The organism is Bacillus sp. SB49, from assembly GCF_000469135.2.
Lineage (GTDB): Bacteria > Bacillota > Bacilli > Bacillales > Halobacillaceae > Halobacillus.
In genome coordinates this window covers 1,744,419-1,758,386 of the sequence record NZ_CP048117.1, presented here as the reverse complement: position 1 = coordinate 1,758,386, position 13,968 = coordinate 1,744,419, and the positions used below count along the sequence as shown (strand labels likewise).

17 protein-coding genes are annotated in these 13,968 nt (G+C 47.5%); all 17 read right to left on the bottom strand.

Annotation, left to right across the window (positions count from 1 at the left end; all coding sequences use genetic code 11):
- Positions 1 to 11: 11 nt before the first annotated feature.
- Positions 12 to 374 carry a response regulator gene (locus M662_RS09260; RefSeq protein WP_008639557.1) on the bottom strand — a complete coding sequence of 121 codons (363 nt, stop codon included), beginning with the start codon at positions 372 to 374 and terminating at the stop codon, positions 12 to 14.
- Positions 375 to 396: 22 nt separating this feature from the next.
- Positions 397 to 1,569, bottom strand: a complete 1,173-nt coding sequence (gene fliY / locus M662_RS09255; RefSeq protein WP_008639555.1) for a flagellar motor switch phosphatase FliY — start codon at positions 1,567 to 1,569, stop codon at positions 397 to 399.
- The gene (fliM, locus tag M662_RS09250; protein ID WP_008639553.1) at positions 1,559 to 2,563 is read right to left on the bottom strand and encodes a flagellar motor switch protein FliM; all 1,005 of its coding nucleotides are present in this window, start codon (positions 2,561 to 2,563) and stop codon (positions 1,559 to 1,561) included. The genes fliY and fliM overlap by 11 nt, the downstream gene beginning before the upstream one ends.
- Before the next feature lie 26 nt (positions 2,564 to 2,589).
- Positions 2,590 to 3,006 (bottom strand): flagellar basal body-associated protein FliL, encoded by a 417-nt coding sequence (gene fliL / locus M662_RS09245; RefSeq protein WP_008639551.1) that lies wholly within the window; start codon positions 3,004 to 3,006, stop codon positions 2,590 to 2,592.
- On the bottom strand, positions 3,003 to 3,221 hold the full coding sequence (locus tag M662_RS09240; protein ID WP_008639549.1) for a flagellar FlbD family protein: 219 nt from the start codon (positions 3,219 to 3,221) through the stop codon (positions 3,003 to 3,005). Before M662_RS09240 ends, fliL begins: the two co-directional genes overlap by 4 nt.
- 42 nt (positions 3,222 to 3,263) lie before the next feature.
- Positions 3,264 to 4,148 (bottom strand): flagellar basal body rod protein FlgG, encoded by an 885-nt coding sequence (gene flgG / locus M662_RS09235; protein WP_008639546.1) that lies wholly within the window; start codon positions 4,146 to 4,148, stop codon positions 3,264 to 3,266.
- Positions 4,149 to 4,235: 87 nt separating this feature from the next.
- Entirely contained in the window at positions 4,236 to 4,598 is a 363-nt protein-coding gene (locus M662_RS09230) for a TIGR02530 family flagellar biosynthesis protein (RefSeq protein WP_008639543.1), read from the bottom strand.
- A gap of 1 nt (position 4,599) precedes the next feature.
- Positions 4,600 to 5,043 (bottom strand): flagellar hook assembly protein FlgD, encoded by a 444-nt coding sequence (flgD, locus tag M662_RS09225; protein WP_026577465.1) that lies wholly within the window; start codon positions 5,041 to 5,043, stop codon positions 4,600 to 4,602.
- 8 nt (positions 5,044 to 5,051) lie between these two features.
- Positions 5,052 to 7,388, bottom strand: a complete 2,337-nt coding sequence (locus M662_RS09220) for a flagellar hook-length control protein FliK (RefSeq protein WP_026577466.1) — start codon at positions 7,386 to 7,388, stop codon at positions 5,052 to 5,054.
- A 28-nt stretch (positions 7,389 to 7,416) separates the two neighbouring features.
- The gene (locus tag M662_RS09215) at positions 7,417 to 7,995 is read right to left on the bottom strand and encodes a MotE family protein (protein ID WP_008639537.1); all 579 of its coding nucleotides are present in this window, start codon (positions 7,993 to 7,995) and stop codon (positions 7,417 to 7,419) included.
- A gap of 4 nt (positions 7,996 to 7,999) precedes the next feature.
- Positions 8,000 to 8,449: a flagellar export protein FliJ gene (gene fliJ, locus M662_RS09210; protein WP_008639536.1), complete on the bottom strand. Its 450-nt coding sequence runs from the start codon at positions 8,447 to 8,449 to the stop codon at positions 8,000 to 8,002.
- Between the two features lie 15 nt (positions 8,450 to 8,464).
- On the bottom strand, positions 8,465 to 9,772 hold the full coding sequence (gene fliI, locus M662_RS09205) for a flagellar protein export ATPase FliI (protein ID WP_026577467.1): 1,308 nt from the start codon (positions 9,770 to 9,772) through the stop codon (positions 8,465 to 8,467).
- Positions 9,765 to 10,499 (bottom strand): flagellar assembly protein FliH, encoded by a 735-nt coding sequence (gene fliH, locus M662_RS09200; protein ID WP_026577468.1) that lies wholly within the window; start codon positions 10,497 to 10,499, stop codon positions 9,765 to 9,767. Before fliH ends, fliI begins: the two co-directional genes overlap by 8 nt.
- Positions 10,492 to 11,505: a flagellar motor switch protein FliG gene (gene fliG / locus M662_RS09195; protein ID WP_008639530.1), complete on the bottom strand. Its 1,014-nt coding sequence runs from the start codon at positions 11,503 to 11,505 to the stop codon at positions 10,492 to 10,494. The genes fliH and fliG overlap by 8 nt, the downstream gene beginning before the upstream one ends.
- A 13-nt stretch (positions 11,506 to 11,518) precedes the next feature.
- Positions 11,519 to 13,123, bottom strand: coding sequence for a flagellar basal-body MS-ring/collar protein FliF (gene fliF, locus M662_RS09190; protein ID WP_008639528.1), 1,605 nt, complete (start codon positions 13,121 to 13,123; stop codon positions 11,519 to 11,521).
- 64 nt (positions 13,124 to 13,187) lie between these two features.
- Positions 13,188 to 13,502: a flagellar hook-basal body complex protein FliE gene (gene fliE, locus M662_RS09185; protein ID WP_008639526.1), complete on the bottom strand. Its 315-nt coding sequence runs from the start codon at positions 13,500 to 13,502 to the stop codon at positions 13,188 to 13,190.
- Positions 13,503 to 13,514: 12 nt separating this feature from the next.
- The gene (gene flgC / locus M662_RS09180; RefSeq protein ID WP_026577469.1) at positions 13,515 to 13,967 is read right to left on the bottom strand and encodes a flagellar basal body rod protein FlgC; all 453 of its coding nucleotides are present in this window, start codon (positions 13,965 to 13,967) and stop codon (positions 13,515 to 13,517) included.
- Position 13,968 lies beyond the last annotated feature (1 nt).

Here is a 13,968-nt window from a genome sequence, read left to right as displayed (position 1 = left end):
GCATTCCTTCTTCAACTTAACGCTTTTTGAATCGCTTCGATGACACGATCCGCCTGGAACGGTTTTACTATAAAATCTTTGGCACCGGCCTGGATGGCATCCACAACCATTGCCTGCTGCCCCATCGCGGAACACATAATGATCTTTGCCTGAGGATCATGACTTTTAATTTCCTTTAAAGCTGTGATTCCATCCATCTCAGGCATAGTAATATCCATCGTTACAAGATCCGGCTTTTCTTCTTTATATAAGTCGACCGCTTTTTGGCCGTCTTCCGCTTCCCCGGCGATTTCATATCCGTTCTTCGTCAAAATATCTTTTACCATCATGCGCATAAAAGCCGCGTCATCAACAATTAGTATTCGTTCTCCCATATCTATTCCTCCTATTTATCCATTAACGTAGTTTAGTCAATCGTTCTTTCGGGCTTACAATATCGGTGACACGCACACCAAAGTTCTCATCGATGACGACAACCTCGCCTTTTGCCATCAGTTTGTCATTGACGTGAATGTCGACAGGTTCACCAGCCAGCTTATCCAGTTCAACGACGGAGCCTGCCGATAAATCCAGTATCTCTTTCACGGTGCGCTTCGTCCGCCCTAGTTCTACGGTTACCTTAAGCGGTATATCCATCAACATATCCAGATTGTTTTGAGCCGCAGGCGTCATGGCACTGCTTTGGTCAAACTCCTGGAAACTTGCATGCTGAATGTCTGCCTTCTCCATGCCGTACCCTGAAGGCGCGCCTACATACTGAGGCTCCGGAGCTGCCTGCTCGGCAGTTTCTTTCACAGACGGGGGGGCCGGATCTTTTTGCGCTGATTCTTCCACGCGCGGAGATTCCGTAACTTGTTCAGGTTCTTCTTTCGCTTCCGGGTTCAGCAGTTCTTCCACCATCTCTTTCCCAAAACGGACGGGGATCAGCTGCATAATGCTGGAATCAATCAACGTTCCAATTTTAAGCTGGAAGGAAACTTTAACAAGCACTTCTTCGTTTGGAATCCGTTCGGTACCCTTATCCACCCCCAAGTCCAGAACGTCGATAGCAGGCGGAGAAATATCCACCTTTTTATTAAAAATCGTCGACATACTGGTCGCGGCAGAGCCCATCATTTGATTCATCGCTTCTTGTACCGCACTAAGTGCAATATCACTGAGCTGAGCATCGGGAGACGTTCCATCTCCCCCCAGCATGAGGTCCGCAATAATCGCTGCGTCTTCGGTTCGGATCACGAGCACATTTTCGCCGCTGAACCCATCCGTGTACGTCACCCCTACGGCGACATGCGGTTTCGGGAATTCTTCCGGTAAGTGAGCCCTGTCTACGACGGATATCGTCGGAGTTGTAATCTCCACCTTCTGATTGAGGAGCGAAGACAGGGCAGTAGCGGAGCTGCCAAAAGAGATGTTACCGATTTCCCCTAAAGCATCCTCCTCCAAAACAGAGAGACGTTCCGCTTCTGGTGTATCTTTCTTATCCTTATCGAGTTCGGCAGAAGAGTCATCTCCTCCGCCTCCGTTCAATAGTGCATCAATTTCGTCCTGTGATAACATGTCATCCGTCATAATGTCCGGCACCTCCTTGACACTCTTCTAAAATTTGCACGGCCAGTTTATTGTTTAATTTCCCCGGCTGTATGTAAAACTTATCCTCTTCATCGACCCGCAGCATAAGCGGCTTTCCTATCGGCTGATCCAGGCGGATGACGTCTTCTGCTTTCAGATCTAAAAACTGTTCGATCGACATCGATGCCTCTCCTAATACCGCTCGAATATCAAGCTCGGTACCGCGAATGGTTTGAGTGAGTGCTTCCTGTTCAACCGGATCGCGTTCCTTCGGCTGTTCCTTCTGCATCCAGTAATGTACCGACAGCTTCGGAATAATCGGTTCTAATACGACATGAGGAATGCAGATGTTAATCATTCCGCTCGTAGAACCTACAGTCGTTTCCAACGAAACGACCACGACAGTTTCATTCGGTGATACGAGTTGAAGGAACTGAGGGTTGACTTCAAAATCCTCCAGTTCCGGTTCCATATCAACAATGGATCCCCATGCCTCCTGATAATTTTCCAGCGCATGTTCAAAGAGGTGGGACATGATCGTCGTCTCAATTTCCGTCAAATTGTCCACTTTGTTCACGCTGCTTCCCTTTCCACCGAGCACTCTGTCCATCATGGCATAAGCGACGTTCGGATTTGCCTCCATAAGTATCCTTCCTTCTAAAGGAGGAACATGGAAAACGTTCAAAATCGTCATCGTCGGAATCGAGCGGATAAACTCCTCATAGGGAAGCTGATCTACGGATGCGACCTCAATATCGACATACGTACGCAGCTGCGCGGAGAAGTACGTCGTTAATAGTCTGGAAAAGTTTTCATGGATCCTCGATAAACTTCTGATCTGATCCTTCGAAAAACGGAGAGCCCGCTTAAAATCATAGACTCTTACCTTCTTCTCCTGTTCTTCCTGTTTTAATTTCTCTGCATCCATTTCTCCTGTAGAGAGGGCAGAAAGTAAGGAATCGATCTCGTTCTGCGAAAGAACTTCTTCAGCCAATACCTCACCCCCCTTTCCTATTGCATTTACTGCAGCACTTTGGTGACTGTATAAACATCTGTGACAGAGCCTTCATCCATAAATTCATTCAGCTTAAGTTTAAGCGTGGCTTCAAGATCCGAAAGACCGGACTGGAAGGACTCCGCATCCATTACAGCAAGCTCTTTCAAAAGAATATTCTGTACTTGAAAGTCCCGTTTCTCCAACTCTTTCACCGTATCTTTGCTGTCGGCGACAATACGAAAACTGATGCGGACATAGTCTCCGCTCTCCAAGTCTGTAGTGATCTCTTCTGTTGTATAGGAAGAATCTACGATGTCATCAATGGAGCGTTCTCCACTGGCTTTCTTTGTATCACCCATATTAAGCACCAGAACAAAGGCGATCACTCCAAGTACTAAAAGGCTGCTGAATGAAATTACCATGATTTTAAATAGTTTCATCGTTCCTCTTCACCACCCTTTTGTACGACGCGCAGCAAACCAATTCCCTGGTAATATTTCTTTACTAACCGAGCGACCTGCTCTTCGGACTCTCTCACAAGAATCGTCCGGCCGGAAACGGTCGTGATCGTCGTATCCGGATGGGACTGAATCTGCTCAATATACAGAGCATTAATCGTAAACGGGTCCCCGTTCAATTTCGTTAAAGGTATCATAGATTCACAGGAGGGCGGTTATGCCCTCCCCCTCCCTTCGGCTTATCGTTTCAAGTTGACGAGCTCTTGGAGGATTTCATCCGATGTCGTGATAATCTTTGTATTCGCCTGGAACCCGCGCTGGGCTGTGATCATTTCCGTAAATTCATCGGCGAGGTCGACGTTCGACATTTCAAGAGAACCGGAAACCATCTGTCCCGTTCCGTTTTGACCGGCAACCGAGAGATCATTTAAGTCATTTAAAACAAAATCGTTATTATTAGAACTAATGAACCCGGCATTATCTGTCATACGGTATTCATTCCCGCCTATTTTCTCTAATCCGCCAGGGTTGGAGAAACTGGCCAGAGCAATTCTACCTGCCTCTTGTACTTCTTGATTTTCATCTACATACGACACGGTACCGTCAGATAGAATACTGAAACTTTGAGCGTTTTCAGGAATGGTAATAATGCCTCCCTCTCCAACTACATATTTACCACTGTTATTTACGATAGCCCCACTATTATCAAGGTAAAAATTACCTGCTCTCGTAAAGCTCAGGGATGAATTACCAAAAGTAAAGTTAGTTGGATTATCGTTTGCATCGTAAGTGACGCCACCCTCCGCTAAAACGAACATCCCGTCTCCTTCCAAAGCTACATCAAGAGCGCGGTTTGTCGTTTGATTGTTCCCCTGTGTATGAATCGTATCGATGGAGCCAATTTTTGATCCCAGGCCCACTTGAGAAGGGTTCAAACCACCACGACCCGTATCAGGATTCGGCCCTTCTGCTGGTTTAACGGACTGGCTCATCATATCCTGGAAGGAAACCCTCCCTTTCTTGAATCCCGTCGTATTGACGTTTGCAATATTGTTACCGATCGTATCCAACTTCGTTTGAAACCCTTTCATTCCGGAAACCCCTGCATAAAGTGAACGTAACATACCAACCATTCCTTTCGATTTTAAATTGTATGACGCCGCTTCGTTCATTCCGCGGCGTTAAAGGCTTCCCTGATTGCGGGTCCGGCCTTATTTGCTTATAAAGATCGTTCCGTTGATATTTGTAAAAATCTGCGAGGCGGACTCTTCACGATCAAGTGCCGTCACTACCGTATTATTTTTCGTGCTTACGATTAATGTCGCATCATCCGTAACGATGAGAGAATCGGTAATGCCTTTACGTTTCGCTTCGGACATTTTACCGGCTATTTCTCCCCACATGTTTTCGCTGATGTCAATATTCCGCTCCTCCAGCCTGCGCTTTGCATGTTTACTGACCTTGACCTCTTTCGCTTCCTCCAATACATCCCTGAAAGAAGGAAAATCGTTCTTAACAGGAGCATTTTTAGGGATAGTAAGCGGTCGGTGAAGAGCTTGTATACGCGGATCCATATCATTCCTCCACCTTCACGTCTTTGATTTGTGTGAGGCTGCCGACAGGAACCGCGGCTCCGTCTTCTATTTCAAGAAGGATATCTCCATCCTTCTGTTTGACCGATATCACCTGCCCTGCTTTGACTTCCTCGCTTCCAGTTTCCGGATTTGTGACCGTGTAAGATACTTCCTTACCGATCAAATGACTGTACTGAATGAGAGGGGGAGACTGTTGTCCGTCAAGGAAGCTCTGCAGAGACTGCGACATGTTCGTCATTTGTTCCAAACTGGAAAACTGGGTCATCTGCGCGATAAACTCTTTATCCTCCATCGGGTCAAGCGGATTTTGGTTCTGTATCTGCGTCATCAAGATTTTGAGGAAATCATCCTTACCGAGAATGTTACTGCCAGACGTCTGCTTCTGCTGATTTTTCAAATAGATGGACGGGTCAATGGCTGTCATGGAATCACCTACACTTTCTCATTCATTCTTAACAATTCTTCAAACGTTGGACCATCCTCTTCCGTATCATCGCGCTCGCGGTCCGGGGACGAACCCTGTCCATTTCGCTTGCTGCCGGATTCCTCCTGTTCTTTGCTTTCTTGATAAGCAAGGCCGCCGGCAGGGGTGTCCGTCCTTTCGACAACGACTTGATGTGGAGAGAACACGTGGCGCAGGTGGTGGAGGTTTCCTTCAATCACCTCTTTTGCAGATTGGCTGCCTACCATAAGCTTCACGACCATCTCGCCGTTGATTTGAGCCACTTTCACCGTCAAGTCACCAAGGTTTCCAGGTTTCATCTGGATGCGCAGCTCTTTATTGCCATGAAGGTCCGTAAGCATCCTGCTCTTTTGGACAAACTGTTCTAAATCCTTCACCCACTGCTTCATTTCTTGTCCGGAAGTCTTAGTTTCAGCCAAAGGAAAAGCCGGCTGTTCAGACATTCGGAGCACTTGGAAAGCAGCTTTATCCGCATTACCGTCTATGCGAGCCGCAGCCTCTTTTTGAAGAAGAGGTATAGAAGCAGAAGGAGCCGTCCATGGATCAAGGGCTTCTTTTGAGCGAATTGCCATACCTAGGGCCTTTTGTTCCCCTGATCGGTTCCCCGTCTCATAGAGACCAAGCTGCTGTTGGGCAACAACGGCATTTCTCACTGCCAGCGTAGTCGATTGCGGGGGTAGAGCCTGCCTCCCGTCCGTCACTCTTTCCAATACTTTAACCACTCTTTTCGAAAGGTCTTGCGATACGGTCATGGCAGCCGGTTTATGTTCCCCCTCCTTCCTGACATCCGAAGCGGCGGCACGATTCCCTTCAGCCAATGTAAGGGACAGCTGATTTAAAGGAAGCTGGGTGCGGATATCTGCCTGAAGTGGTTTTAACAAGGTAAAGGCTGCTTTATTTTCCACCTTTATATCAAGCACCGGTTCCCCTGATTCAGCCGTATATTGGACGGTCATCTTCCCTAATTGTTCCGGATTCATGGAAAATGTTTTCGAAATACTTTTGGATGGATGGGTGCGCATTTGCTGAAGGAAATTTCTCAAAACTTCCACAACAGAACTTTTTATCGTTTCTTCTGTCTCCACATCGATAGTAATATGGCCACTCGAAGCTTTGGGTCCATCGGTGCGGACGCTCTGTGAAGATGCTTCTGCGTTTATAGGCGGTACTAACCCGCGGTTACTGTTCGACTGGTTTATACGGCCGTAATGATTCAAGCCTGAGAAGCGGCCGTCTAACTTAACAGCATCCGCCAAATAAGGTAGTTCCGACGTTGTTAAATGGATAAATTGTAAGATATCCCCTGCATCAAACGCACGGTCTATTGCTCTGGAAAGATTCTCTGGAATTATTGCTGTTTGGACCGCCGAAGCTTGTCCATCTGGAGACAGCTCTCTATGTATCTCATGCTGAACCGGAAGCTCCCTGTTATGCAGACTGTCCCATTGCTCCATACGATGAAGAATAGTTGAGAGTAAGGGGGATTTGCTATCAGCCTCCACTCCCTTCTCCATCAAGGTGTGAAGCAAAGCATTCCATTCCTTTTTCAAATGTCCTTCCAACTTTATCAACTCTGCGCCATCATTAATCGAGACCTGGCCTTCATTTATAGAGGGCGCAAATGGAATAGACCCTTTTTGCTCCTCCCTGAGGGATGCACTGTCATTCCAAATCCTTTCCGGTAAAAATGACAGCTCTTCTTTCAGGCTGTCTATAGATATATCAACATTCCGTTTTTTGTAAGTCCCGTTCGCTGCCGGAGTAACTTCCGGCTGATTCTTACCGATGCTCGTATTCATAGCTTCTACCGAAATGTCTTTCGCCAAGTAAGGAAGCTCTTCCACCATGCGATGAAGGAAAGCATCCGCATCCCTTTTTTCGTACGCCGTGGTTACCTCACGGAAAACGTTCAAACGTTTCACGTTATTAGAAATCTGCTCGATACCTTCTGAGTCCAACGGTTGGTTATGTACGTCTTGTTGTCCTGGGGCGGCGGTTCTATACCGAAGCGCATGCCACTGTTCCAAACGCAGGCCGATCACGTCAAGCCTCTCTTCTTCTTCTTCGCTCCTCGGTACCTTGTCGTATAATGTCTGGAATATAGACCGGAGTTCTTCCCCCAATTCATCCAACCCATCCGATTTCGCTGCACCCGCAGTCAGCGTTGAAGCAGCTGCCTCTTCGATCATTCCTTCCAATCGCTCCTTGAACTGAGGGGCAAAATCAGGGGTTGATGTCGTTTGAACCGCTTGTCCTTGTAAAGGTTGAGGGTTAGCTTGTCCACTAAACAAAACGTTCCAATCCATTGCTATCACCTCCTTTCGAACGGTTCCTTTAAGAATCGATGAGCGCACTTGCGTAAGAGGCGGCTATCTCTGGGTCCATCTGGCCGAGAATGTCTCCTCGCTCTTCCACTGCAATCAAACGAAGTACTTGAACAGCCAAGTCCTGATTCATGGTGGAGATGATTGGAGCGGCTTCTTCCGGGTCCATCTTCTGGAAGGATGCAGCAATGTCTTTTGCACTGTCTTCTTCCACATCTTCCTCCCCCCGTTCCTCGGTCGTCCCTTCGAGCTCTTTCTCCAACTGTACAATCTGGTTTTCCATGTCTTTCTTTTCTGCATCCCCAGCCGAAGCCTGCTCTTTTAATTGTTCGATTTCCGCTTCTTTATTAGCTAACATCGCCTGTAGTTTATCCGTTTCCTCTGAGGACGCCGAATCCGTGGAAGTGGTATCTGCTATGCCGGGTATGTTAGCTCCGTACTTTTCCACCTGTTCAAAAACGTTGTAACCCATGAGCGTCATCACGATCACGGTCAATACAACCAGGAAGAGGAGCGGAAAGACAACAGCCGAAAATATCTTTAGAAAACGGCTGCCTCCTGTTTGCTGCTTTGGTAGTTTCTTTGCCATCCGATCACCTGTTCCTCCTGTTTAAATACTGGACCATGGACACTTCATCCATATTTTTATTTTCTTCCTGCTTGGCGTACTGTTTCTGTTTCTCTTCTTTGTTCTCAATTAAGCGTTCATATTTCTTCACTTCTCTGTAGGCTTCTGTGAGCTTCGTTTGCGTCCGATCCATTTTCCGCCTTGCCTGCTGAACCAGTGGCTGAAGCGAATGAATGATCTCTTCCAGACGTGCAATATACTGCTGATGCTGGAGGAACGCATGAGCCTGGATCGCTCTCTTCTCCATCGTGGAATTAAAGGCTTGAATAGCATCCTCTTTTTTCTTTAATGCTTCATACAGTCTATAGGCATGTTCTTCGAATTGATCGACCGCCTTTTCATGTGTACGCTGTTTCTCTTTTTTATCCCGATCCTGCAAGTCTCGTATCTTCTCGAACGTATGAATGGTAGTCATGCATTCACCTCTCTTTTATGAAAACAAACGATTCAAATCTTCCACCGAGTGTTCGAAGGTTGACGGTTCATGAATTCCCTGCCTCAAAAATTCCATAATGGAAGGATGATAATGGATCGCTTGATCGATCTCTTTACTGGAGCCTTTTTTATACGCACCGATCTGGATCAATTCTCTATTCTCTTCGTAAGTGGAAAGAAGCGACCTCAACTGCTGGGCACGCTCGATATGGGATTCCGATACGATCTGTTTCATGACCCGGCTGATCGATTTCAAAATATGAAGAGCAGGATATTGCCCCTGTTCCGCAATTTTGCGGTCAAGAATGAAGTGGCCGTCCAGAATACCGCGGACGGTATCTGATATCGGTTCGTTCAGATCATCGCCATCAACGAGTACCGTATAAAAGGCTGTGATCGTTCCTTTATCACTGGAACCAGTCCGCTCCAGAAGTTTCGGAAGTTTTGCAAAAACCGACGGCGTATAACCTTTCGTTGTCGGCGGCTCTCCTGTCGCTAAGCCGATCTCTCTTTGTGCCATAGCAAACCTTGTAACCGAGTCCATCATCAAGTTAACGTCATATCCAAGATCCCGGAAGTATTCACTGATCGCCGTCGCTGTATAGGCGCCTTTGACCCGCATCAATGCCGGCTGGTCGGAGGTCGCGACAACTAAAATCGAGCGCTTCCTTCCTTCTTCTCCTAAATCATTCTCAATAAATTCCCGTACTTCCCGGCCGCGTTCGCCAATTAATGCAATGACATTCAAATCGGCCGAACTGTTCCGGGCAATCATTCCCATCAGCGTACTTTTTCCTACTCCGCTTCCGGCGAAGATTCCGATTCTCTGTCCTTTTCCGACAGACAGAAGTGAATCAATGGCTCTCACCCCGACCTGAATAGGCTCTTTGATCGGTGGTCTCTCCAAAGGATTCGGGGGGGCCTGGTCGGTCGGATACGGTCTTAGACCTTTAGGCAGCGCGCTCCCGTCCAGCGGATTACCCATTGCATCGAGAATGTTCCCGATCAGACCAATGCCTGCCTTGACATTCAGCGGCTGCTTTGTTGCTTCTACAAGACTTCCCGGACTGACCTCCCGAACTTCCTGGAACGGCATCAGCAGGATGTTTTCGTTATGAAAACCTACCACCTCCGCTGCCACTGGTGCCACTTTCCCAGATGGGGAATGGATATAGCAAAGGTCCCCCACGGATGCGTCCGGTCCCTTCGATTCAACCATCAGGCCTACGACGCGTTTTATCCTACCGAACCGTTTATATGTATCCGCCTGCCGGATTGCTTGCTGATAGATCGACTCATTCATCGCTGTCCACTCCAAACGCGGCTTCAAACAGTTTCTCCCTGAGTTCGGACAATTGACTGTCCACTCCTGCACGAATCATCCCAAAGGGAGATTCGATGACGCAGGCGTAGGGGGAAAGTTCTATGTCTGCATAAAGGACGAGCTTTGTGTGAACGTCGACCAATCTCTGGAGTTCTTCCATCTGGTGATGGAGAAGTTCGTACTGATCCGGATGAAGCTTTACTGTAATTTCCGGCTGATCCTGGACTTCTTTGACGGCATGCCTTACCAAAGATAGAAAGTAGTCATCGGATTGATCCAGCTGCTTTTTAACGACCTTCTCCGCACAAGCGACTGCTAATCGAAGAATGGTTTGTTCGCTTTCTTCCACCACTCTGTCATGCTGCTCTTTAGCCTGCCCCATGACCCGGTTGGCTTCCGAGATCTTCTCTTTGTATGACTCAAAACCTTCCATCCTTCCTGCTTCAAAGCCATCCAGGCGGCCTTCGTTAAACGCTTCTTCTGTAATAAGACGCTTTTCTTCTTCCCATGTCTTTCGCCACTGTTCTATTTCTTTTTCTGCTTTCTGAAGAATGCGTTCCCGCTCCGCTTCTGCTGAACGGAGTATTTCTCTCTGCTCCTGCTTCGCTTCTTGAAGCTCTGCATGGTGACGGGACTCCTCTCCGCGCGGGCCGATTGCAACTTGCCGGAGTTCAATGACGCGTCCGTGTCGATTGGATTTACACAATGATGTCATCTCCTCCGCCTCGGGCGATTACGATTTCACCAATATCTTCAAGGCGCCGGATTGCAGACACGACCCTTGTCTGTGCCTCTTCCACGTCACGAAGCCTGACTGGACCCATGATTTCCATCTCCTCTTTGAAGGTTTCGGCCATTCGCTGGGACATGTTCTTGAATACCATTTCCTTTACTTCTTCACTGGAGACTTTCAAGGACAAACGTAAGTCGTCATTATCGACTTCACGGATGACCCGCTGTATCGCACGATTATCAAGAGCAACAATATCTTCGAATACGAACATTCTCTTCTTAATCTCTTCCGCCAGTTCCGGATCCTGTATTTCCAAAGAGTCAAGGATCGTCCGCTCTGTACTGCGATCGACTCCGTTCAACACTTCCACAACCGCCTGTATACCGCCCGTATCGGTGTAATCCTGCATAACCGTAGTCGACAGCTTCTTCTCCAGAATCTGCTCGACTTGGCTGATGACTTCCGGGGAAGTGGAATCCATCGTGGCGATTCGTCTCGCTATATCCCCCTGCAGCTCCTGTGGCAGCTCGGAGAGTATCTGACCTGACTGCTCTGAATCAAGGTAGGAGAGCACCAGTGCGATCGTCTGAGGATGCTCATTTTGTATAAAATTCAAAATCTGTCCCGCATCGGCCCGGCGCGCAAAATCAAACGGCCTCACCTGCAGCGAAGAAGTCAACCGTCCAATGATATTGGCGGCCTCCGCAGGTCCAAGCGCTTTCTCCAGTATCGTTTTCGCATAACCGATTCCGCCTTGGGAAATATAGTCCTGGGCGAGGGCAATTTGATGAAATTGATCCAAAATCTCTTCTTTTTCTTTTGCATCGACTTTTTGTACCGATGAAATTTCCAGCGTTAATTGTTCAATTTCTTCTTCGTTCAAATGTTTGTACACTTTTGCTGCCACATCCGGCCCAAGGGCTATAAGCAGGGCGGCAGCTTTTTGTTTTCCTGTTAATCTTGTCTTTCTTAAGGCCATCCTTCAGACCCCCTTAATCTTCTGCAATCCATGACCGCAATAGTTTCGCAAAATCTTCCGGCTTCTCATTCGCCAGTTTCTCCAGCTGCTTCCGTTTCTGTGTGGACTCGTCTTCTTTCTCCTGTATCTCCTGCACTTCTTTCGACCGCTGCTCGATCAGTGGTTCTTCAAAATAGACGTATTCTTCCTCTTCCTCTACGTTCCTGCGTCGGAACAACAAGATCAAGAGCAGGATGATGAGTAGAGCGAGGACGCCGCCAGTAATATACACCCACAGAGGAATTCCCGGCTGTGCTTCAGGGGCTTCCGGTTTGCCATTGAACTCCTGGAAGACGATCGACACATTCTCGTCTGCCTCAATTTGATCTTCATAACCAGCATCGATGGAAGTCGTTATCATGGAGTCGACAATGGATTGAATGCCCTCTTCTACGGTCTGCTGCTCTGCGGCGGTCAAATATTCAACTTCGCCCTCTGCATTTGTCCCTTTTGTGTTATCCACAGCAACCTGAATACCAAGATTTCTTACTTTATACGGACTTTCTTCAATATTTCTCTTGATCCGGTTGAACTCGTTGTTGATCGTTTCGCGATTCATTTCATAATCGCCGTCTCCGCCCTCTTCACCTGCAGGGTAGTTGGCTACATCTTCATCTCCTGCTCCTGGAACGCCGCCTTCCGGAACGCCGCCTTCATAGGTTTCTTCAATGCGCTCCACACTTACCGGCAGTCCTTCCATCGTTTCAGGATCAACCGGTTCAACAAGCTCTTCGACACGGTTTTCTTTTGTAAAATCGATATCTGCAGTTACGGTTGCCATGACCTTTTGTTGACCGATCATGGTACCAAGCATCCGCTGCAGGCGCTGTTTTATGTCCCGTTCAATATCTTCTTTGACATTTTGTTGATATGTATAAGCGTCGGAGCTCCCAGCTAAGGAAGCATCATTAATGTCAAAATAATTAAAATTCTGATCCATGATGACGATATTATCTTTAGATAAATTAGGAACAGACTTTGATACCAGATTGTACAGCGTCTCTACTTGAGGCTGTTCGATACTTGCTCCCGGTTGTACGTTCAGGACGACGGATGCTGAGGCTTCCTGCCCCTGCTCCGATGCAAACACCTGCTCCTCCGGCATGTTAATCATTACTTGGGCATCCTGGATTCCACTGATCCCTTTCATGAGATTGGCAAGCTCGGTCTGCATCGCATCCAGTTTGATGACATCAAACTCATTGTCCGTCATCCCCCATGATGTGTTGGCACTGAAGAATCCGTAATCGATCCTTCCGCTGTTCGGAAGACCGGACGCAGCAAGATCAACGAGCAGCGACTCCGCTTCTGTATCCGGAACGAGTATCGTCGTTCCGCCCTTATCCAATTCATAAGGAATGCCTCTTGTATCCAATTCTGATTTGATCTGGCCTATTTCCTGAAGCGTCAAATCGCTGTAAAGTGGTGTCATCTTGGAACCGCCTTGTAAGACAGCAAGCAAGACTGCGGCCAGAATGACAGCTGCAACGGAACCAATGATCCAGCCCTTTTGTGATTTTTTCCGCTCTTTCCAAAACGACACGACTTTCTCTCTGTATGCGTTTATTTTTTCTTTCATAGCTGCCCCCAAAAAAAGCACAACCTACGCGAATGGTTTAGTGCTGATAATCGTTCGGTAATAATTAAACCTGCATACGCATGATTTCTTTGTATGCCTCAATTGTTTTGCTCTGCATTTCCACTGCCATCTGCATCGTTACACTCGCTTTTTGCGATGTAATCATGACGTCGTGCAGATCATCAATCTCCCCACGAGCAAGCGCCTTCGTCTTATTATCCGAAGCAATTTGTGCTTCATTGACCTGTTCAATCGCCTGCTTCAGCTGATTTGCAAAGGCCCCCTGGGCTTCCCCTGCAGATACGGCTTTTTTCCACTGGGATCCATTAGCTGAGGACATTTGCACCGGGGTATTCATCATGGAAGTCATTTCGACCATTCCAGTCCCTCCTTATTTTCCGATTTCCAAAGCTTTCATGAGCATATTCTTTGATGCATTGACAGCTGTTACGTTGGCTTCGTATGATCTTGTAGAACTCATCAAGTCAACCATTTCCTGCAAGGGATCCACGTTCGGCATTTCTACATATCCCGCTTCGTCAGCGTCTGGATGGTTAGGGTTGTACACCGTTTTAAAGGGTTCTGGATCTTCTACGATCCTTGACACTTTTACGCCGCCGTCCTCTCCAGAACCGGTCCGGGCCTGCGACAAATGACTACGGAAGCCAGAACCTTCACTTTGGAATACCGGCATCTTTCTACGATATGGCTCCCATTCACCGTTTTCATTCTGAACCGCTCGTGTAGCATCGGCATTCGCTATGTTGGAAGATACAATATCCATCCTCAACCTCTGAGCCGTCAAGGCACTCGCGCTTGTATTCATTGCCCGAAATATACTCACC